Origin of the sequence: Pseudoalteromonas sp. SR44-2, from assembly GCF_014163745.1 — a bacterium.
Taxonomy (GTDB): domain Bacteria; phylum Pseudomonadota; class Gammaproteobacteria; order Enterobacterales; family Alteromonadaceae; genus Pseudoalteromonas; species Pseudoalteromonas distincta.
Map to the genome: position 1 here is coordinate 1 of NZ_JACJDW010000011.1, position 19,529 is coordinate 19,529.

Genomic DNA, 19,529 nt, shown 5'->3' on the forward strand with positions numbered 1-19,529 from the left:
CAAGTGTTGCTTGCAGTGCTTGTTCTATATTCACAAAAAATCCGTAGTTAGTTTCCTAACTACGGATTTTGCATGATCGCTTGGATCGGTCAACCGGTCATTTTCTTAACTGATCGGCATTAAGCGCATGCGCTCCTTTTTTAATACCTTAAAATTAAAGTATTAAGCAGGTAGTTTTTCTAGCCATACTTTTAACCAAGGCTCGGTTACTGGCCATGGTTCAAAATCTTCACATGCATCTATTTCTAGGCGGTTGCCCACAGGCTTTGCTTGTAAATCGCGTAGTAACTCGTCAAAGCTACGCCCTGCGCCACAAAATGTATCGCCGTAACATCTGTCACCCATTGCAATTACACCAAACGGTTTATCGGTAAGCATTGGGAAAGTGCTATTCATTGCAAAGTACAATCCGGCCAAATTACTCGGTACATCACCTTGACCTGTTGTGGAGGTAACAATTAAAATATGCGATGCATTTTTTATATCATCAAGTGATGCTTCAGTAATTACTGTAGCAGTATGACCCGCTTGCTCTATTGTGGTTGCAACTTCATCGCTTAAACGCTCTGCACCGCCACTAACGCTGCCTACAAAAATACTAATATGTGCCATTAATAATCCTTTTCTTGCTCTGGCCAACCTAGCTGCTTACATATTTCAAGCATGTCTTCACCTAGTGGCGCTTTAATTGTTATTGATTCATTACTATAAGGGTGCACAAAACTAAGCTCTGTTGCAAATAACATTAAGCGTCTTAGCTCAAAATGATCCCTAAAAAATTGATTATGCTGGTTATCACCGTGATTTACATCACCAATGATAGGCAGTGATAAGTGTTTTAAGTGTCTGCGAATTTGATGCTTGCGCCCGGTTTTTGGAGAACACTCAACTAACGAGTAACGCACTGTTGGATACTTACCTATAGGAATAGGCAATGCAGCTTGGTGCAAGCAATTAAACTGGGTTTGCGCTTCTTGCGGTGCTTTATCTTGATCTGCAAACTTATCGGCTATTTTATCAAGTTCTTCTTTAAGCGGTTTATCTAAAAACACTGACTCTGGCGCAAAACCGCGCACTAAGGCCAAATAGCGCTTAGCAATAGTACCTTCAATAAATAGCTGGTTCATATCGCGAGCTGCTTCCGAGCTCAATGCAAACAGTAATACGCCCGACGTAGGTCTATCGAGCCTATGTACTGGAAATACATGTTGACCTAGCTGGTCGCGCAACATTTGCATAGCAAACTGGGTTTCGTGTTTATCTAAAAAAGAGCGATGCACTAATAAACCTGAAGGCTTATTTATTGCCACATAGTTTTCATCTTGATACAAAATAGTCAGCTCGCCATATTCAATAGGCGCTAGACGCTCACTCATTTGGTTCTCCTAAAAAGGTATCAAGGGCTGTTAGTAATTCAATAATTTCATCGCTTCCGGCTTTATTCACAAGTGTCATTTGCGCCATAGGGGCGATAGCAAAGTTACGCGGTAGTGGTTGCCTATGCGTTAATAATTGCTGTATTTTTTCAATAAATACAAATTGTAACCACTGCTCAAATGCCATTGTATCGTGACAAAAAGGAGTATTTGAAAGCAGTGCCTCAGCGTCTATTGGCTCACTTTGCCAAAGCGCGTGTTTTTGTAAAAGTGCCGTTAGCTGCACTAAATAAGTTTGGGTTTGCTGGTACATAACCACCCTCTTTTATATATGTAATGCAATTATACCCTGTTCCCTCATAGGCGGCTATGACGTATAATTAATGTAATTTTGCAGTAAAAACAGTTGAGAAAACAATGAGTGATCAAATAGCTACATTAGGTCAGCTTTTAGATGGTGCGGGTACTCAGTGGCGTGCTTTTGATATTGGCAGGCACATTACTAAGCTTGATAAAAAACAATTTTTAGCTATTGAACAAGCTCAAGTGCCTTACCCTTATCCACTTGCTGGTCATGCATGGCTCGCTATTCAATTTTGGGATACTAAAGCCAGTAAAGAACCGTATGTATGGTTTTTAAAATTCCCCCTTGATGAGCAAAGTATGCTGGTAAGTGCTAGTCGAGATCACTTTGCTGATATGGTTATTCAAGCGCTAGGCACTAAAATTACAGGCGAACAAGCCGATGGAAAGCTTGATAATAACCCTTATGTTTTTACACCAAACGCAAATAAATTAGCGGCATTTAACGCTCAAGTAAAAGTACTATTAAAACAGCCTGCATCGCAGTATTACGAGCATGCACGACTGTACTTTAGCGGTAAAATTGGTTTTGATAATTGGCAAAGTGTTGCACTACAGGGTATTGCCGATTTTGCACTACGCTTAGACAGCGATACAAACTTAAGTAATCTGCAAAAAGCATGGGCGCATTTACCTATTGAAGTACTACAACCACTCAGCGCCATGCTTGAACACGTTGAAATACCAACATCAATGAGTGAGTTACTTGTTGATTACACGCAGGGTGCAATTAGTAACAACGACACAGTAGCTATAACCGCAGCACTAAGATCAGCTTCAAAAGGTCAAGCTCAAGGGTTATGCGCTCAATTAGTCGATGCTGTACTAAGCTCACCAGTGAGGCACGACTCTGACGTGTTACTAACAATAGCTGGGCGGTGTTTTAAGCAATTAGAAAACCCTGAACGCTTACATGTATTTATGGATAATTGCGCGCATCATCAAAAAATTGAAGAATTGTTTCCAAGTATTTTTGCCGACTTAGTTGCAATACCGACTATTCGCCCGCATTTATTAGGCTTATTACGTAAAGAAAATCGTAGCGAAACCCTCGCGCGTGCAATTGGAAGGTTATTCTCTTAAATGGCAAGTTTATGGACGTTCATACTTATTGGTAGTGTAATTTACTTATTTTGGCTTAACCGAAAGGTTGCTGAAGCGGCGAACGTTCATGCTAAACGTCAAAGTGAGCAATTGCAGGTGCAGTTGATGAGTGTTGCATGTACGAAACGCCGCTTTGGTTTTTTAAAGAACGGCAAGCCAGGCATCAAAAGTGAATTTATATTTGAGTTTTCAAGCGATGGTGAAAATGCTTATCAAGGTGTGTTAATTATGGAAAATGAGTTTCTGAAAAGTGTGGTTGTTCCACCGCATAAAATATAAAACTTAATATACTTTAAGAGAGTGTGTGTCTTAAATTAATAAATTTAATTCAATACAAAAAACTAAGGCGTAACTAAAGTTACGCCCCAATTGGACTGCATCCTGCTAGATATCCATTATCTTAAATCCGTATTATCATCCCCTGAACGAGTAAACAACCTTGTTTACCCTCACATTGCATCCTGCAATATCCATGGCCACCTTGGCAAACCCACGAAATCTATCGTTTGGCTACATCCGTAGCATCATCCTTGGTAATCCTTTTAAGTAGCTCCTGCCACTTTTTGCATCCTGCAATATCCATAGCCATCTTGGCAAACCCACGAAATCTATCGTTTGGCTACGTCCCGTAGCATCATCCCTGTTAATCCTTTAAAGTAGCTCCTGCCACTTTTGCATCCTGCAATGTCCACTTGCCATCTTGGCCGTCCTGCGTAAACTAACGCTCCTGCTACTTCCTGTAGCGTCATCCGTGATTATCCTAAAGTAACTCCTAGTTACTAAGTGCTTCATGCACTTCCTTATTCTTCCTTGTATCCTTTTTTACTTGTCCTTTATGCTTCCTGCTGGCGCCTGCTATGTTGCCTATTCCGTATCCTTGGCAGTAACTCAATCATTGAGCTATGTCGTCTTGACAAAGAGAAGTTTAAAGCAATCAGGGGGGAGAAATAGGACTTAACACTAAATAAATAAACGTCACAAAAATGAAAAGATAAAATAAACACTTAAGAACAACAACTTAGAACAAAAAAGACTACTTATTAGTAGCCTTTAAGTGACAATGCTCACGATGATGTAAGATATATCTCACGGTCTTATGTCCGTTTGGGCGCATTGGCTTACATAAAAGTTTTAAATAGTTGGCTCAAGTATTGATTTAAATAGTAACTCGCCCTCTACTTGGTTAAAAGTAAGCTGTTTAAATGCTTCAAAATTTTCAGTTTTAAAAAATTCAATGTGCTCCTTACGGGTTACAAATACAGCCATCCCTGTTGACTCAGCGTTACATTTAACTAAGTCATCAAGCCCGCGTAGCAAGTAACGACCAAAGCCTTGCCCATGAAAATGCGGATCTACGGCAATAAAAGCTAAAAAGTAATAATTGCCCTTTTGTTTAAGGGCATCTCTAATTGTTTGTTCTTTATCTATTAATTGATTTGTTTGTAAGTAGCCAGCACTCAGCATTAATTTTAAACGCCAGTGCCAATAACGCTGCGCTTGTAATTGGCTATTAGATTCAAATACACACGCTACTGCTTTTAATTTATCGTTACGGTATAAACCAATTAGTGGCTGTTTTTCTTGCCAAAAACTACTGAGCTCTTCGCGAATTAATGATCGTAATTTTTTTTCATATACTGATTTATTTTCGTCATTGTAGCTAAGCATGTTTTGTAATACAGGATCGTCATGGTAAGCCTGATAAATTAGGCTCGCTGCAGTGCTAATATCTTCTGCGGCTAAATACTGTACGCTGAACGTATCAGCTGGTGTGGTTACACTCATTGTATTTCCTCTATTATTTTAGCTATAGGCTGTTTAACTTTATACCTAACTATATACCTAACTATATACCTAACTATATACCTAAAATTATTAACCGTAAATTCAGCGAGAGTTTAACTAGCAGGAGGTACAGTTAAGTACTAGTATGAATTTTCATTCATTTAAAGGAGCAATATCATGGATACGACAAAACACGACATTAACACACTTTTTGCACAGCTTGGATTACCAAATAGTGATGAGCAAATAGATGCATTTATCGCCTCACATGAATTAAAAGACACAACATTACTCCAAGAAGCTTCTTTTTGGGATGAGGCACAACAGCACTTTTTAGCTGAATCCCTTGCACAAGACGGAGATTGGAGTGAAGTAATTGACGAGTTAGATGTACGCATTCGTCAAAGTAAGTAATTTTATTTAATGTACCCTCCCTTATTTATTGCTAACATAGCATCTGCGCAGCATTTATATGCTGCGTATTTATTTTATTAAAGAGTTATATATCTAATGAATTCAGTTGTATTTGATGCAATCAAAGCCCTTCTTGATGAAGGCAAAACCCCTACTGTAGCACTAACTAAAAGCCGTTTGGCGCAACCGGTTCCAATGCCGATGATTATTGCAGCAGTAAGCCAATATAAAAACAATCCTGATTCAATTAATAACTTCATGAGAAACCCACAGCAGTCAGATAATACTGAGCTTAAAACAAGTCAATTAGATAGAATTGAGCAAAAACTCGATAAACTTCTTGCACTGCTAGAACAAAAATAATTTGAGACTATAAATGTTCGTTGTTGATTTAACTTTTGATTGCTACCAAGACACCACCCTAGAACAAGCCGAACAAGCAATAAATCGCTTAGTAAATGCACTGCGTTTTAATGGTCAAATAATGGGGGAAGAATTTCCAACCGTTTTAAAAGATGGATTTTTTATTACCCGCGTAATGTGCCCGACCGAAGATGCAATGCACCCGCTAAATAACAGCCCGTTTGTTAAGCACAGTATCGAAAAGTTACATAGTGCTGGGCTACTTGCGCCAAAAGTAAAAGTGATCGGACAAGATATTCACTCCAACGGGGCTGATTGCTGTAAAGAACCATCAAGTTATATTTTATACACAACCTATGTGCATACGTGCAGCCCGCTTTATTGTGGTGATGACTTTTTGCCTGTGCCGCTATTTCGTATTCCGGCAATTGCTAATGGTGACTATAAAACGCTTATAAAATGGCAAGAAGATTGGCAAGCCTGCGATCAAATTCAAATTAATGGCGCAACTCGTTGTGAATTTCCGGCGCTTGAAGAAATATCGAGTATCCAAAGCGACCTATATAGACGCGGAAAAGACATAACAAAGCGAATTAGTTTTTTAACTAAAAAGCCAACCTATTATTATTTATATCGTGTAGGCGGTGTAGATAAAGCGTCTGAACTTGAACGAAAATGCCCTAGCTGTAATGGCGATTGGAAATTACCTGAATCATGGTTTGGGTTATTCGACTTTAGGTGTGAGCCGTGTGGCTTGGTGTCTAATATATCGTGGGATTTTCAGTAACCACTTCAATAAGCGCTTAAAATCAGCTTAGTGATAACGCTAAGCTGATTTATTAAACACGTTTTAAACCTCTAATGCCTTTAAAAAAACATTAATGTTAGGCGCTAGTACATGGTGTGTTTTTTTGCCGACAAACTCTAAACATACTTCACCAGTGTGCACCAATACACTTACTAGTAAATCATCTTGATCTGTTAAACCAATAAATACTGTTTCTTGCTGCTTGAGCTTGCGTTTCATTAAAACGTGGCCCGTTATATTTTGCTGTAGCAAATTAAAGTCTTCTTCGTTCCATACTTGTAGTAATTCAACCTGATGCCCATCAATACTTGCTAAAATACTTCCACCGTACATATGTCCGTATAGCTCGCTAAGCTCTTTTGGAAACTCAAGCTCAAGTGCACTGGCTAAATCATTAAGCGAACCTGCAGGTTGCTGACGCGTGCCCTGCCATTGAATGTTTCCTTGCTCGTCAACCTCACCAACTTCACATGGGCTTGGCCATTGCTCGTCGTGCGCAATAAGTGGGTACTTTGTAGTGCTTTTAAGGGTATTTTCGCTAAATGTTTGATGAAGTTGTTCTATAAGCAATGCAACAGACATACTGTGAAACTCATTTAAATTAGATATAATGTCCCTATTGTAACTATTTAAGAGCAAACATGACAGATTACAGCAATTCTCCAGACCTTAAAGGTAGCGTATTAGGCCAATCTACTGAGTATGTAGATGTGTACACGCCAAGCTTGCTTTTCCCTATTGCGCGCAAACTAAATCGTGATGCTTTAAATATTGACGAAGCTGAGCTTCCATTTAAAGGCCAAGACATTTGGACAGGTTACGAGCTTTCATGGCTAAACAATAAAGGTAAGCCGCAAGTTGCCGTGGCCTTATTTACCTTTGAATGCCAAAGCAGCCATATTATTGAGTCAAAGTCGTTTAAACTTTATTTAAATAGCTTTAACCAAACCCGATTTGAAAGCATTGATGTAGTAAAACAGCACTTAATTGATGATTTATCTAACGCGGTTAACAGCCCTGTCAAAGTGACTTTATATAATCCTGATGATTACAATTGCTTACCGTGTACAGCGCTGCCAGGTGAATGTATTGATGATTTAGATATTGAAATTAATCATTACGATATTGATGCTAATTCACTTAAAGCAAAAAGTGATGAAGTAGTTACTGAAACGCTCTACAGCCACTTACTTAAGTCGAACTGTTTAATTACCTCCCAGCCTGACTGGGCAAGTGTAATTATAAGATACACAGGCGAGCAAATATGTCGCGAGTCGTTATTGCGTTATTTAATTTCGTTCAGAACACATAACGAATTTCATGAGCAGTGTGTTGAGCGTATTTATAGCGATTTAACAACACAACTTAATATTAAAGAGTTAGAGGTTTACGCGCGTTATACTCGTCGCGGCGGGCTTGATATAAACCCGTATCGCTCTACGCATTATAACGATACGCCATTTGCAGTTAAAATTAATCGTCAGTAGGTTATTTTAAACTGGAATATAAGTATTGAAAAAGGAGCCTAGGCTCCTTTTTAATATTGGTTTGCGCTAATCGATACGCTTTGTCGGTATAGGCATCGCGCATACATCCACATAATTGTAAGACTGTACAAACCAAGGTTCGTTACGGTTTTTACGAGCACTGATTAAGTTTTTGAACACCGGTGAGTTTGTTTTCATCACTTTAAATATGCTTTTATCGCTTTGTACATCGCCAAGAACTTGTATATTGGTAATTGGGTTAAATGCTTTTCCTTCAGTTGGTGTACGCGCTAAACGATTAAAATGCTCTATACCTTCTAGCACTCGACCAAACACCGTAATATTTTTATCAAGGTAGCGCGGGCCTTGCCCTATTGTTACAAAAAACTCCGTACTCGCACTATTTTTATCGTTGTCGCGCGCCATGGCAAACACGCCACTACAATGCACTTGCCATGTTTGCGTATGTGCTGAGTTTTGAGCTACTGCAAAGCCGTTTAAAAAGCCGGTAACTGGTGCATATCCGTCGCCATTTAGCTCAGTAATTAAAAGTGGTTTGTTTGTTGTTAAATAAAACTCAGCTGGAACTGTTTTATCTGCAGTTTTAATTAACTTTTTACCCGAGCTGTCGCCACCTTGCGCTACAAAACCCTCAACAAACCGATAAACGCTGGTATTTTTATAAAACCCTTCTCGCGCTAACTTTTTAATGTTTTGAGCGTGCTTTGGGGCAAGCTGTTCATTAAGTTCAATATACGCATCGCCCGTTGGCAGCGTTACCTTTAAAATATTTTGAGCATCCACTACTCGCCAGTCATTATCTGTTGCACTAGCAATTACCTCACTCGCGCTCAATAAAGGTAGCTCTTGTTTAGCAAAATCATCACCTAGTTGTTGAGCACAACCGCTCAATAAAACACTAAGCAGAGCTGGCAATATAATTTTTTTCATCGCTTATATCCTTATAATTATTATAGTTTTAGTTATTCCCAATCAAACTTATATAGCACATCAACATTTTGATATAGGCCGCTTGTTATTTCTATGTATAACTGTGAAAGTAACTGATAACGCACAGCCACTTCACTGAGCGAATCAAATACACCCACGCTATATTTAACTTGCAAACTGGGTGCTACGTATCCTGATATTTCTACTTTGGTACTATCACCACTACCTGATGAGCTTAAACTTACATCTGACAATCCAAAAGTTTCACCTACCTTAGAAACAACCCCTTCGCTGCGGCTAACCCCTTGAGAAAGTAATAACTGTGTGAGCATAGCATCGCTTGACGAACTTTCTCCATCGCCTAAAGGTTGGCCATTAAGTAAATATGCGAGTGCTTGTGCTTGATCCATCGCAGGCTCAGAAAATATTTTAAGCGTTGGTTGTTCAACATTACCCGTAAGCGTAACCCCTGCAATGACACCATTTGCAGTCGTATCGGGGTTACGTATTGCTTTAATATTTAAAAATGGTTGTTCAATTGAACCGCTAAAACCTACTTGCCCGGTGCTGATTATTAAATCTTGCCCAAAGGCTAAGTAAGTACCTTCAATTAAGTTAAGCTCACCTGTGGCTATAATTGGTGCACCTTGACTCATTTTTATCGCTAAATCACCCGCAACTTTTGATTCCAAGCCAAACGATTCTACTTTTACATCGTTTTTAACAATCACTTTTAAATCTATGTCGTAATCAAACGGAACTGTTTCGGTGGCCTCGGTTTTTTGATCAACAATAATTTCATCATCGCTAACTTGCACTGCGCCCTCAGGAAGCTCTTCAATCATTATACGACCGTAAGGCACAACTACCTCACCAGCAAGCTTGAGTGCATTATTAGCCAAGCCTATTTTTAAATCCGGCGATACTTTAAAAGTAACCCCTTGCTGCGCGCGTACATAAAACTGATCGCCAACTACCGCCACATTTACAGCAGGTTGCGCACCTTGCCAATCAACGTCACCGGTGAGGTTTATTTTACCGCCCTGGTTGTCGTTTAAGTTGCCTTTTATTGTGGCTGTTGTTTTATCAAACAATACGTTTATATTTGATTTTTGCAGCGCTATAGGCAATTGCTCGCCCTCTAAACTAATATCGCTCACATTAAGCTCGCCATTTAATAATGGATCTTTTAACGTACCTGCTAACGCGACTTTTCCGCTAATATCACCTTTTAACTGCTCAAGGGTTTCAAGAAATGGTTGTAAGTCTGAAAGGAGTATTTTATCAATATTAATAGTGCCGTTAAGCGCTTGCGTATTTTGTATGTCGTCAATATCAATTTGTGTGTTTATTTTACCAAGCACACTTGATTCTAAATTAGCTTCAAGCTTGCCAACTTGAGAGTCCGAAAATGCACTAACAGTTAGAGTTTCGATTGGTAATTTAAAACGATCTTCTTCCGAGGTAAGCACCGCTTCTAAGTCGCTAGAATCGATATTTGCGCGTAATGTTTTAAGCGCACCACTTTGCCAATTAAGTGCTACATCGCCAGTTATATTACCGCGAGTACGAATGCTATTAGGTAAAAAGTGCTTAAGCTCCTCAAGAGCTAAATTGCTTAGTTTAGCATTTAGCTGACCGAGGTTTTTTGATTGGGCTAAGGTGTCTATGCACAATTTACTTTGCTCAGATGCCCAACAATGTGCACTTACATCAAAGTCGCCACTTTGCGTATTAACCATAATGGCAATATTTTTAGTATTACTAAAACTAAGCTTTTTATCGCTGAGCGTTACATTACTAAGCTCGCCATTCCAAGTGGTATTATTAATTTTGCCATTAACTTCAAACTCTACACTGCCTTGCTCAGCATCTACAGATGCCGTAAGTTGGTGATCTGTTTTGTCGCCGCTAATATCAATTTTAACGCTATTAATTTGCTGTTCGGCTACAAGCGCCGAACCAACACTTACCGAAACATCGGTTTGCCAATCGGCTGCGGTATCTAACTGCCCTTTTACTGATAATTTATTAATGTTTATTTCATCAAAAATAAAGCGATCGAGTATTAGCGCTAAATCAACAGAGGGCGTTAACCTTTCCCCTCTCACTTTTAAATTTGCGTTGCCATCAGCAGTAAATGGAATATTAGCTTTTTCATCACTTTTAAGCGTTACTTTGCCATCAACCTGCCAAGTGTCATCAACTTGCCCGCTTAGTGCTAATTTATTGGTGCCGCTACTTAAATAAAAACTATCAATATTAGCTTTTAACGTGTTGTCGAGCTTAAAGTTTGAGGCAAATTCTAGTGGCACGTCGTTAAGTAATCCGTTTAACTTTGTATTATTCATTTGTAGCTGCCACTTGTCGTCAGCTGCATTAAACGAGCCTTTAAACTGTCCTGAAATATCACTGGTAGCGGCATCAGTTAAGTACTGCGCTTTTAAGTTAGCAAGCGTGCCATTAAAGTTAGCCTGTATGCCTTTTTGCCAATCAACATTGGCTTGTATAGTTGCACTGCTTTCGTTCGCTTTAATGCTTAGCGCTTGTAAAGTTGCTTTGGTGAGACTGCCTTTTAATTGGGTATTTAAGTCAACAGCTGGGTACGCGCCTAATTGGCTATTCCCCTGCAGGCTAAGCTGGTAATCGTCGGCATTACCTTGTGCATTGAGGCTTACATTTCGCACTTTAAGTTCATTACTTTGTGCATCAATAAGCCACTGTTTAATTTTGCCATTTAACTCAAACGGATAGTTTTTTTGCTTTAAATTTGCCGTTGCCGTTAAACTAAGCGGATATTGTCCCTGCGTTTCTAAATTTAAGTTTAGATTTGATAAGTCGCCATTCAACTGCAAATTGGCTTGGTGCTCATCACTTTGTAAAACAACATTCCCTTTTATGGGCAAATTTCCTGCAAGCTCAGCATTAAGGTGCGTATTAAGCTGCCACTGCTCATACTTTGCTGAGAATGACTCTAAATTAATAACCGCATCTTCCACACTTAATTGCAGCGAGATGTTTTCAATAACATGCTGGGCTTCGTTTTGCTCAATCGTAATGTTAGCCATTTCAAAGTCTTCAACAACTAAATCAAGTGGTGAAGTAAATTCTATCTTAGGCAGTGCGGGTAGGTGCGTCAAAGGCGCTTGAGTATTTTGCGCCATTTGTGTTTTCGCATCTTGTTCTTGCTCTTTTAAAGCAACAAGTATGGTGGGAATATTCAGGCTTTTAACCGTCAGCTTTGAACCCTCTGCTTTTGCTGAGAGTTTAAAGTTATTAACGCTTACGTTTGCACTTGGATGCTCTAGCGTAAATTTATTGATCGCAATGTTTTTTACAGCAATATTAAAAGGTAAGCTGATTTTTTCAAGCGGCTCTGCCGTGGCTTCTTCTTGTGACTCTGCAGTTTTTGGTAATGTTAAATTTATAGATTTAGCACTTAAGTTATCTATACAAATTCCATCGCACTGCCACCAAAACAAATCAATTTTCAATTGTTGTGCATTAAAGTCCAATCCGTTGCTAGTAAAGCGCACATTAAAGGCATCATTATAAATAAAACGGCCATTTTTAATTTCAATATGTAGTCCATCTACCGCTTTGTTTGCACTATAAGCAATAAATTGATTACCGGGTGCGGTAAATAACAAACAAAATAGTGCGACAACTAACGTGACAAAAATAGCACTTACGGCGGCTGTTATCTTTTTTAATACTGACATTAAATTTCTGGCCCTATGGTAATACTTAAACGTGTGCTTTTACTTTCTTTTGTTAATCCCCAAGCGTGGTCTATACGCACTGGGCCAACGGGTGTTAAATAGCGAAAACCAAAACCAGCGCCTACTTCAAAATCATCAGAAAAATCATTCGTCGCAGTACCACCGTCAACAAATAAAGCTGCGCGCCAGTTTTGAGCAAACTGATAGTTGTACTCTATTGTACTGGTTAGTAAGTATTTACCACCGATGAGATCGCCATCATCATTTTCCGGCGATATTGATTGGTACGCAAAACCACGAACACTTTGATCGCCACCTGCGTAAAAACGCAGTGAGTAAGGTACGTTTTCAATATCATCAACAAGCATTGCACCAACATTTGCTTTTAAAAACACTAAATGCTTATCTAAGTAAGTACGTAACCACGCATGTTGCATTTGAACCCTAATCAGATTAGTACTCGAAAGCACATCATCTAAGCCAAACTCAGCAGATATAAGCCACTGCTCTCCCCAGTATGGAGTCGTGCCGCCTTTTGATTTTTTGCGGGCATAGCTAATGCCCGGCATTAACATTTCTGTGCTTTCTTCCTCTTCATCACCGATGCGGTAGGTTTCTTGGTCGCGGCGTAAAAATGCAGTACGCACCCACTTATTTTCGGTTAACCATTGGCGCTGAACCTGCCCAGTTAATATTTCACTGTAAGTGTCGTTTGTGAGCTCATCTTCTAATTTATAACCAGCTGAAAAACGCCATAAATCATCATTCGGATCATCAACTGGAATGGTATAAGCCATGGAAATATCTTGCTGCCTTTGCGCCACATTTAAATTAGTTTCGAGATAATGGCCGTCTTCTGTGATCCACGGTTTACTCCATTTAAAACGCACTTTGGGCCCTAAGTCAGTACTAAAACCGCCGCCAATTTCATAGCTATTTGCAGGCTTGTGCAACACATCTACCTTAATAGGTACTTGGCCATTTTTACGCGCAGCAATATCGGCGTAAACGCGCACGCTTGCAAAATAAGGGGTGCTTGATAAATCCAAATTATAGTCAGCAATATGTGTTGATTTATAAGGTTGACCCTGAGTAAAAGGCGCAAGCGAGCGTATGTATTTTTCAGCAGGCGTATTACTGGCAATTTTTATATCGCCAAACTGATATCTAACCCCAGTATCAATTACAAAAGTAATAACAGCACTATTTTTCTTAAGTGACACTTCTAATTTGCGCGCTGGCCACTTTGCATCAAAATAGCCAAGCTCCAATAGCATAGATTCTATTTTTTTATGAGCAGAGTCATATCTACCATGATTTAAAACATCACCTTGTTTTAAGTTGGTATTTTTAATTAATGCCTGTAATTGAGTATCATTTTGGCCATCGCCGTTTAGCGTAATATTAATTGCTTCTATGCGAGTTGCAGGACCTCGCTCAACTTTAACAATTAACTCGCTGTCGTCTTTATCATAAATAACCTCGACGGTCGGGCTATAATAACCAAGTGCTTTAATGCTATTTTGTACTTGCTTTTGGGCATAACGACGAAGTGTACGGGTTGGTTTTTCACCAATTAATTGCTTGAGATAAAGGGCTACGTTATTTTCTAAATCACCACTTAACCCTTTAATTTCGTAATCTTCTATGACTTTTTCTGCCGCATAGCTATTTGTCGCAATTAAAGCGCTCACAACACATATGCAACGTAAAAACTTAATAAACAAGTAAATATCCTTACTTTTAATATCTTACATAAAACTGGCTAATTACGCGCATATTAGCATAGCCATAATGAGCAACACATTAACTTAATGACAATCTAACGCGTAAATTTAACTTTGAATAAGTATCAGCATAATTAAAATTAGTACGCGTTAAGACAATATTTTAGTTACAATAGTGCCTACGAATAAAAAATTAATTTTAAATGAGTTTTTAATGCAATTCCCTGATGATGATAACGGCCAACTTTTAGCCGAAATAGCCGCTGCTGGCATTGATTTAAATAAAATGCACCAAGTCGATTTTTTTATTTTATTTGAAGAAGAAGCCGATGCTGAAAAATTTGCTAAAGAAATAGTCTCTGATGCATTAGTTCAAAAGGCTGAACTTGAAAAATGTAAAGACACTGGCGTATGGGAAGTAATCACTCAAGTACAAATGGTGCCAGAGCACACCCTTTTAGGCCAAGCTGAGCAATACATTGAAAGCATTGCTAATAGCTTTAATGGATACGGTGACGGCTGGGGATTAATGGACGGTGACGAAGCTTAATTGCCTTTTAATTGTATTAGTTCAATGTCCTCTATCAGTTAAGCTTAGCGGCTTAACTGATTTGCCTTCCTAAAATTGCCTTTATAGTCAAATAGCTTATCAGCCACTTTCCAACCATACTTTTTGCTTTTTCGTGCAATAACAAAATCTGGTGGTACTAATTCAAATTGTGCGCTTAGTACTTGCGCTGCATTTTTAAAATTAATAGGTGTTTGTCCAAGTCCTACTCGTAGACCAAATTGCTTATTAAATATAAATTGCCCGCCTTTATTTGCGAGATTATATACCTCATCGCAACTTGCGCCATCTTCATCAAAATACGTTACTTTAATAAGTTCATCTTTAATTTGAGTAACCGATAACCCACTACATCGAAGCACAAGTGCATCTTTTAAGTTTAATGCATTACGTAACTTATCATCAGGGTCGGCCATTACCGCGCCGCAATCATGGCATTGTCGTGCAGCAATATCATTTTGGGCACCGCACTGCTCACATTCTTTAAACCTAAAACGATAATCGCACTGCTCTTTATGCCCATCATCATCTTCTAACAGGCCTTGGCAACGCCTGCCAAAGTGCTCTATTACTTTGCCAGTGGAGTCTGTTTTACCCCAAAATATATTCGCAAACCCACAACCAGGGCAAAGTACCTGCACAGGTTCATTATCACTATCGCCTTTTTTATCACCTACTTCTGGGTGAAATAAATTAAAACCATTGCCAGCATAATCTATTACTAAGCAATCCGTTTTTGATTCAGATAACCTTAAACCTCGCCCCACAATTTGTTGATATAAACTAACTGATTCTGTAGGTCTTAAAATAGCTATAAAGTCGACATGTGGCGCATCAAAGCCGGTTGTTAGTACCGAAATATTAACTAAATACTTTAATTGCTTAGCTTTAAATTGCTTAATGATTTTATCGCGCTCAGTGTTTGGCGTATCCCCTGTTATAAGTGCACTTTGATGAGCTGGTAGGTAGCTTAATATTTCCTGAGCATGCATTACCGTAGCGGCAAAAACCATAACCCCTTCGCGCTCTTCACTGTATTGAATTACTTGCTGTAATATAGCCTGCGTTGCGCGCTCACTGTTTTTTAAAAGCGCATTCATGTCATCAGTCGTATATTGCCCAAATGCATTGCTATCTAAGGACGAAAAATCATAATGGCTAATTGCTGCATCAACTTCGTTAGGGGGCGTTAAATAATTATGTTTGATCATATACCTGAGCGGCAATTCAAAAATACAACTTTTAAACGGACTTTCTTGAGTACCCTTAACAAAACCATGATAATGGTGGTGGTATATCCACCCCATTCCTAACCGATAAGGTGTTGCTGTTAAACCCAATACTTTTAACTGAGGGTTATACTCTTTTAAACTGTTTATTACTTTACCGTACTGACTTTTTTTATCCCCATTTACCCTGTGGCATTCATCAATAATAAGTAATGAATAATGCTCATTTAATTTATTTAAATTACGAGAAAGTGATTGCACACTGGCAAAGGTTACTTGATGGTTTAATGATTTTTCTTTTAAGCCTGCTGAAAATATACTCGCCTCTAAACCAAAACTTTTATATTTTTGCGAATTTTGCTCTACCAGCTCTTTTACATGAGCAAGCACTAATATTTTTTGCTTAGCTATACGCGCAAGTTCAGCAATCACCAAACTCTTACCTGCGCCGGTTGGTAGTACAATAACGGCAGGATCATTACTCTTTCTAAAGTGTAAAACGGTGCGTTCTACGGCTTCTTGCTGGTAAGGTCTTAGTTTATAGCTCATGGGGGAACAAATAGATTTTAATAAAGGGATTTTAGCAAACAATGGCTAGGAGTTTTAAACTTTAATTTTATTTAAATAGGAATTTGATGGAAAAAACCCTATAAAAATTATTTATAGGGTTTATTTTTTAAGAAATAAGTTAACTCATTAATTAAAATTCAACGCTTAGGTTAGCGAAGAAACGTCTACCTACAGCATCATAAATCGCTTCATCTCCACCGCTAGCTGAAATATAAGCTGGCGGTAATTTATCCATAAGGTTACGAATACCAAAACCTACACGCGTGTTATCAAATACATGATAGTTTGCAGAAATATCATGCGTTATGATTGAACCTACATAACCTGGTTTAAGATCTTCTTCAATATCGCCTTCTGGAGATAGATCAAACCTAGCAGAACGGTCTATATAACGTGAAGTCCAGTTAACTACTAAATCATTGTACTTGTAAACTGCAGAGAACCTAGCTTGCCACTCTGGATCACCCACTTCACCATTTTCTACATTTACTTTATCTGGACGACTTTGAAATTCGAAATCTTCAAGCTCAATAAGATGATTTACGAAAAGATTAAGTTTTAAGTCCCCTTCTAAAGAATAATCAGCCAAATTCATGTTGTAATCAAAATCAGCTTCAATACCACGAGTAGTTGTCGCTGCGGCGTTTAAGTAACCAGAGCGAACCAAAGTAACATCGTTTGTTGTTGGATCACGGTCTATCTGAGAACAAAATGACTGGTCTGGTCCACCAGCAGCATCAACACAGTTATCTGCAATACTTTGTGTTGCAATGAACGAGATTGCATCTTCTATTTCAATATCATAGTAATCAACTGTAACAGAGAAATTTTCAAAGAAGCTTGGAGTCCATACAACACCCGCCGTAAGTGAAGTTGATGTTTCTGACTCTAAGTCTGGATTACCACCACTAATAACGTCTACGCTAACGTTATCATTTGCTTGGAAATCAGCTGGAATACCTAGTGCAGCACAGTTAGAAGCACGATTTGGGTTATCATCAATATTGTCTGCATCACAAGGATCAGCAACACGACCAAAGCCAGGTGACTGTGGATCAAAGGCTTCTGTAATATTTGGTGCTCTCACTGCTTGACCATATGTACCACGTATACGAACGTCATCGATTGGGCGATATAAAAGACCTACTTTCCAAGCATCAGCATTGCCGGCATGAGAGTAATCGGCTGTTCTATAAGCAGCGTCAAGACTAAGCTCTTTTGCAAAGTCGACATCGGTTAACAAAGGTAAGTTTACTTCAATAAACCCTTCTGTTACATCAAACTCACCATATGCATCCGGAGTGGCGGCACTTGTTAAAAAGCCAGCCTTAGTAAACTCATCTGTTATACTTTCAGAAGTTTCTTCTCTGTACTCAAAACCTGCTGCAAAACCAACTGCACCACCTTGTAGCTCAAAAAATTCACCTGTATCAAAAGTTACACTACCACCAATAAATTCTTGTGTGATTTTATCTGTACGAGTAACGTCCGCTGAGACATAATCTTTTGCCGCATCGGATGCTTGACCGAAACCAAATGCATTGTATGGCGTACAAGCACTAGGGTTTACACCTGCAGGGTCTGTATAGCCCTCTCCTTGCAAACTTTCAACCTGACTTCTACATGCAACTTCACCGGTAGCAGGGTCTATTACAGCGTCAAGTGCAGCTGTTAAGTTGCTAGGAATAAGATCGTTAAGTGTTTTACGGCGGTTATCGGTTTGACCATAAACATAATAAAAATCATAGTCAAAATCCGTTTCGCTTAAAGTAAACAACCCTTTAAATCCTGTAACAATTCGGAATAATTCACGTTTGTTATCTGCGCTTCGATTTCCAAGCTCGCCAAAGAATTTAGCCATAGAGATATTGCTAGTGCCTTCATCTAATAATTGCTGGCGTAGGTCTCTGTCTAAATAAGGATTATCTTCAACATTTATATTAATGTTGCCAAATCGGAAAGAAGGTTGAAATTGCTGTTCAATGTCAGAACGAATAAACTTAAAATCGCTATAAAATGCGTGATCATCTGTAATGTTAAAGTTTAGGGTAGAACCAATTGTAATTTTTTCTAGCTCAGGTAATAAATTCTCATATTCTTGGGTATTCGCACAGAATTCACAACCATCAGGAAAATTACCAAAAGCAAAACTACCACTAGCCTCTCTAGCAGGCATAAGCTCAGCAATACCCATATCATTAAATGTATAAATACTTCCATCCGCTCCAAATGGATTGATAACACCATTATCACTAATTCTCTCTGACAATACATTTGGAACTGTTATACGGTCTGGAATACCGTCATTTTCACCTGTGTCTAATGGATTATCAACTGTGCCATAGGCATTAGCTTGACGTAAATCAGTACCTAGAACCTGTCTAACTCTGTCTTTACCAGCAAAGAATGTAATATTACCTTTGCCACCAGCAATTTCAGTACCGGCAACAATACTAAAGCTATGGTTTTGTGTTCCTACACCTTCTGTTGAATTACCAACAGATGCATTGAATTGAAGACCATCAAAACTCTCTTTTAAAATAACATTCACAACACCTGAAACAGCGTCTGAACCATAGATAGCAGAAGCACCACCTGTAATGATTTCAATTCTCTCAATCAAGGCTGAAGGAATTGCATTTAAATCTACTTGTGACGAACCTGGTGCTCCAGCTACATGGCGCTTACCATTAACAAGAACCAATGTTCTTGCTGCTCCTAAACGCCTTAAATCTGCAGAGCTTACGCCAGCAGCTTCGTTACTATTATTATTTCCAACTAATGTGTCGGTAGAACCAATTGCAGGCAATTCCGCTAAGATGCTTCCTAAATCAGGAGTACCTGCTTTTGCAATATCTTCTGCTGAAATAGTAACAATAGGAGCTGGTTGAGAAAGGCTGGCTTTACTTATGCGTGAACCAGTTACTTGAATGCGTTCTACTTTTTCAACGCCTTCTTCTGCCGCAAGTGAATTTGCAGCGAAAACAGCCGTTGATGCTGTACCAAAAGCAATCGCTAAGCGAACTGCCTTTGAGATTTTATTGTTTAACATTTGATTCTCC

At 38.9% G+C, this 19,529-nt stretch carries 17 protein-coding genes; 7 read left to right on the top strand and 10 right to left on the bottom strand.

Annotated elements, in window-relative coordinates; all coding sequences use genetic code 11:
* Window positions 1-162: 162 nt before the first annotated feature.
* The 3 genes from H5115_RS08610 to H5115_RS08620 are packed head-to-tail and all read right to left on the bottom strand — an operon-like array spanning window position 163 to window position 1,689.
* Window positions 163-612 carry a flavodoxin gene (locus H5115_RS08610; protein ID WP_182754788.1) on the bottom strand — a complete coding sequence of 150 codons (450 nt, stop codon included), beginning with the start codon at window positions 610-612 and terminating at the stop codon, window positions 163-165.
* Entirely contained in the window at window positions 612-1,376 is a 765-nt protein-coding gene (gene truC, locus H5115_RS08615; RefSeq protein ID WP_182754789.1) for a tRNA pseudouridine(65) synthase TruC, read from the bottom strand. Before truC ends, H5115_RS08610 begins: the two co-directional genes overlap by 1 nt.
* Window positions 1,369-1,689 carry a YqcC family protein gene (locus H5115_RS08620; RefSeq protein ID WP_182672058.1) on the bottom strand — a complete coding sequence of 107 codons (321 nt, stop codon included), beginning with the start codon at window positions 1,687-1,689 and terminating at the stop codon, window positions 1,369-1,371. Before H5115_RS08620 ends, truC begins: the two co-directional genes overlap by 8 nt.
* Before the next feature lie 104 nt (window positions 1,690-1,793).
* Between H5115_RS08620 and H5115_RS08625 the strand changes: the two genes are divergently transcribed.
* On the top strand, window positions 1,794-2,822 hold the full coding sequence (locus H5115_RS08625; RefSeq protein ID WP_182754791.1) for a DUF3549 family protein: 1,029 nt from the start codon (window positions 1,794-1,796) through the stop codon (window positions 2,820-2,822).
* Window positions 2,823-3,122 carry a DUF3301 domain-containing protein gene (locus H5115_RS08630; protein WP_002963032.1) on the top strand — a complete coding sequence of 100 codons (300 nt, stop codon included), beginning with the start codon at window positions 2,823-2,825 and terminating at the stop codon, window positions 3,120-3,122. It abuts the gene before it with no gap.
* Window positions 3,123-3,974: 852 nt separating this feature from the next.
* Here the strand turns inward: H5115_RS08630 and H5115_RS08635 are convergent.
* Window positions 3,975-4,628 carry a GNAT family N-acetyltransferase gene (locus H5115_RS08635; protein WP_149591910.1) on the bottom strand — a complete coding sequence of 218 codons (654 nt, stop codon included), beginning with the start codon at window positions 4,626-4,628 and terminating at the stop codon, window positions 3,975-3,977.
* Between the two features lie 177 nt (window positions 4,629-4,805).
* Here H5115_RS08635 and H5115_RS08640 point away from each other — a divergent pair, with 177 nt between their 5' ends.
* The 3 genes from H5115_RS08640 to H5115_RS08650 all read left to right on the top strand — a co-directional run bounded on the left by H5115_RS08640 (window position 4,806) and on the right by H5115_RS08650 (window position 6,192).
* Window positions 4,806-5,042, top strand: coding sequence for a DUF2789 domain-containing protein (locus tag H5115_RS08640; protein WP_149591909.1), 237 nt, complete (start codon window positions 4,806-4,808; stop codon window positions 5,040-5,042).
* A gap of 96 nt (window positions 5,043-5,138) precedes the next feature.
* The gene (locus tag H5115_RS08645; protein WP_007378199.1) at window positions 5,139-5,405 is read left to right on the top strand and encodes a hypothetical protein; all 267 of its coding nucleotides are present in this window, start codon (window positions 5,139-5,141) and stop codon (window positions 5,403-5,405) included.
* A gap of 13 nt (window positions 5,406-5,418) precedes the next feature.
* Window positions 5,419-6,192, top strand: coding sequence for a Zn-ribbon-containing protein (locus tag H5115_RS08650; protein WP_002958242.1), 774 nt, complete (start codon window positions 5,419-5,421; stop codon window positions 6,190-6,192).
* A 63-nt stretch (window positions 6,193-6,255) separates the two neighbouring features.
* Here H5115_RS08650 and syd read toward each other — a convergent pair whose 3' ends face one another.
* Window positions 6,256-6,795 carry a SecY-interacting protein gene (syd, locus tag H5115_RS08655; protein ID WP_182754793.1) on the bottom strand — a complete coding sequence of 180 codons (540 nt, stop codon included), beginning with the start codon at window positions 6,793-6,795 and terminating at the stop codon, window positions 6,256-6,258.
* Window positions 6,796-6,854: 59 nt separating this feature from the next.
* Between syd and queF the strand changes: the two genes are divergently transcribed.
* Window positions 6,855-7,700, top strand: a complete 846-nt coding sequence (queF, locus tag H5115_RS08660) for an NADPH-dependent 7-cyano-7-deazaguanine reductase QueF (protein ID WP_182754795.1) — start codon at window positions 6,855-6,857, stop codon at window positions 7,698-7,700.
* A 66-nt stretch (window positions 7,701-7,766) separates the two neighbouring features.
* Here queF and H5115_RS08665 read toward each other — a convergent pair whose 3' ends face one another.
* Genes H5115_RS08665 through H5115_RS08675 form a run of 3 tightly spaced genes read right to left on the bottom strand, consistent with a single transcriptional unit; the run spans window position 7,767 to window position 14,100 of the window.
* Entirely contained in the window at window positions 7,767-8,651 is an 885-nt protein-coding gene (locus tag H5115_RS08665) for a peptidylprolyl isomerase (protein ID WP_182754797.1), read from the bottom strand.
* Window positions 8,652-8,683: 32 nt separating this feature from the next.
* Window positions 8,684-12,373 (bottom strand): translocation/assembly module TamB domain-containing protein, encoded by a 3,690-nt coding sequence (locus tag H5115_RS08670; protein WP_182754798.1) that lies wholly within the window; start codon window positions 12,371-12,373, stop codon window positions 8,684-8,686.
* Window positions 12,373-14,100, bottom strand: coding sequence for an autotransporter assembly complex family protein (locus tag H5115_RS08675; RefSeq protein ID WP_182675675.1), 1,728 nt, complete (start codon window positions 14,098-14,100; stop codon window positions 12,373-12,375). The genes H5115_RS08670 and H5115_RS08675 overlap by 1 nt, the downstream gene beginning before the upstream one ends.
* A 214-nt stretch (window positions 14,101-14,314) precedes the next feature.
* Here H5115_RS08675 and H5115_RS08680 point away from each other — a divergent pair, with 214 nt between their 5' ends.
* On the top strand, window positions 14,315-14,650 hold the full coding sequence (locus tag H5115_RS08680; RefSeq protein ID WP_182754799.1) for a ribonuclease E inhibitor RraB: 336 nt from the start codon (window positions 14,315-14,317) through the stop codon (window positions 14,648-14,650).
* A gap of 44 nt (window positions 14,651-14,694) precedes the next feature.
* Here the strand turns inward: H5115_RS08680 and H5115_RS08685 are convergent, their stop codons facing one another.
* Together H5115_RS08685 and H5115_RS08690 are read right to left on the bottom strand one after the other, a co-directional pair.
* Window positions 14,695-16,446 (bottom strand): DEAD/DEAH box helicase, encoded by a 1,752-nt coding sequence (locus tag H5115_RS08685; protein WP_182754801.1) that lies wholly within the window; start codon window positions 16,444-16,446, stop codon window positions 14,695-14,697.
* 151 nt (window positions 16,447-16,597) lie between these two features.
* Window positions 16,598-19,519 (bottom strand): TonB-dependent receptor domain-containing protein, encoded by a 2,922-nt coding sequence (locus H5115_RS08690; RefSeq protein WP_182754803.1) that lies wholly within the window; start codon window positions 19,517-19,519, stop codon window positions 16,598-16,600.
* Between the last annotated feature and the right edge of the window lie 10 nt (window positions 19,520-19,529).

Coding starts and splice junctions, on each gene's coding strand:
- H5115_RS08610 (WP_182754788.1), bottom strand. CDS start 612: ATGGCACATATTAGTATTTTTGTAGGCAGCGTTAGTGGCGGTGCAGAG.
- truC (WP_182754789.1), bottom strand. CDS start 1,376: ATGAGTGAGCGTCTAGCGCCTATTGAATATGGCGAGCTGACTATTTTG.
- H5115_RS08620 (WP_182672058.1), bottom strand. CDS start 1,689: ATGTACCAGCAAACCCAAACTTATTTAGTGCAGCTAACGGCACTTTTA.
- H5115_RS08625 (WP_182754791.1), top strand. CDS start 1,794: ATGAGTGATCAAATAGCTACATTAGGTCAGCTTTTAGATGGTGCGGGT.
- H5115_RS08630 (WP_002963032.1), top strand. CDS start 2,823: ATGGCAAGTTTATGGACGTTCATACTTATTGGTAGTGTAATTTACTTA.
- H5115_RS08635 (WP_149591910.1), bottom strand. CDS start 4,628: ATGAGTGTAACCACACCAGCTGATACGTTCAGCGTACAGTATTTAGCC.
- H5115_RS08640 (WP_149591909.1), top strand. CDS start 4,806: ATGGATACGACAAAACACGACATTAACACACTTTTTGCACAGCTTGGA.
- H5115_RS08645 (WP_007378199.1), top strand. CDS start 5,139: ATGAATTCAGTTGTATTTGATGCAATCAAAGCCCTTCTTGATGAAGGC.
- H5115_RS08650 (WP_002958242.1), top strand. CDS start 5,419: ATGTTCGTTGTTGATTTAACTTTTGATTGCTACCAAGACACCACCCTA.
- syd (WP_182754793.1), bottom strand. CDS start 6,795: ATGTCTGTTGCATTGCTTATAGAACAACTTCATCAAACATTTAGCGAA.
- queF (WP_182754795.1), top strand. CDS start 6,855: ATGACAGATTACAGCAATTCTCCAGACCTTAAAGGTAGCGTATTAGGC.
- H5115_RS08665 (WP_182754797.1), bottom strand. CDS start 8,651: ATGAAAAAAATTATATTGCCAGCTCTGCTTAGTGTTTTATTGAGCGGT.
- H5115_RS08670 (WP_182754798.1), bottom strand. CDS start 12,373: ATGTCAGTATTAAAAAAGATAACAGCCGCCGTAAGTGCTATTTTTGTC.
- H5115_RS08680 (WP_182754799.1), top strand. CDS start 14,315: ATGCAATTCCCTGATGATGATAACGGCCAACTTTTAGCCGAAATAGCC.
- H5115_RS08685 (WP_182754801.1), bottom strand. CDS start 16,446: ATGAGCTATAAACTAAGACCTTACCAGCAAGAAGCCGTAGAACGCACC.
- H5115_RS08690 (WP_182754803.1), bottom strand. CDS start 19,519: ATGTTAAACAATAAAATCTCAAAGGCAGTTCGCTTAGCGATTGCTTTT.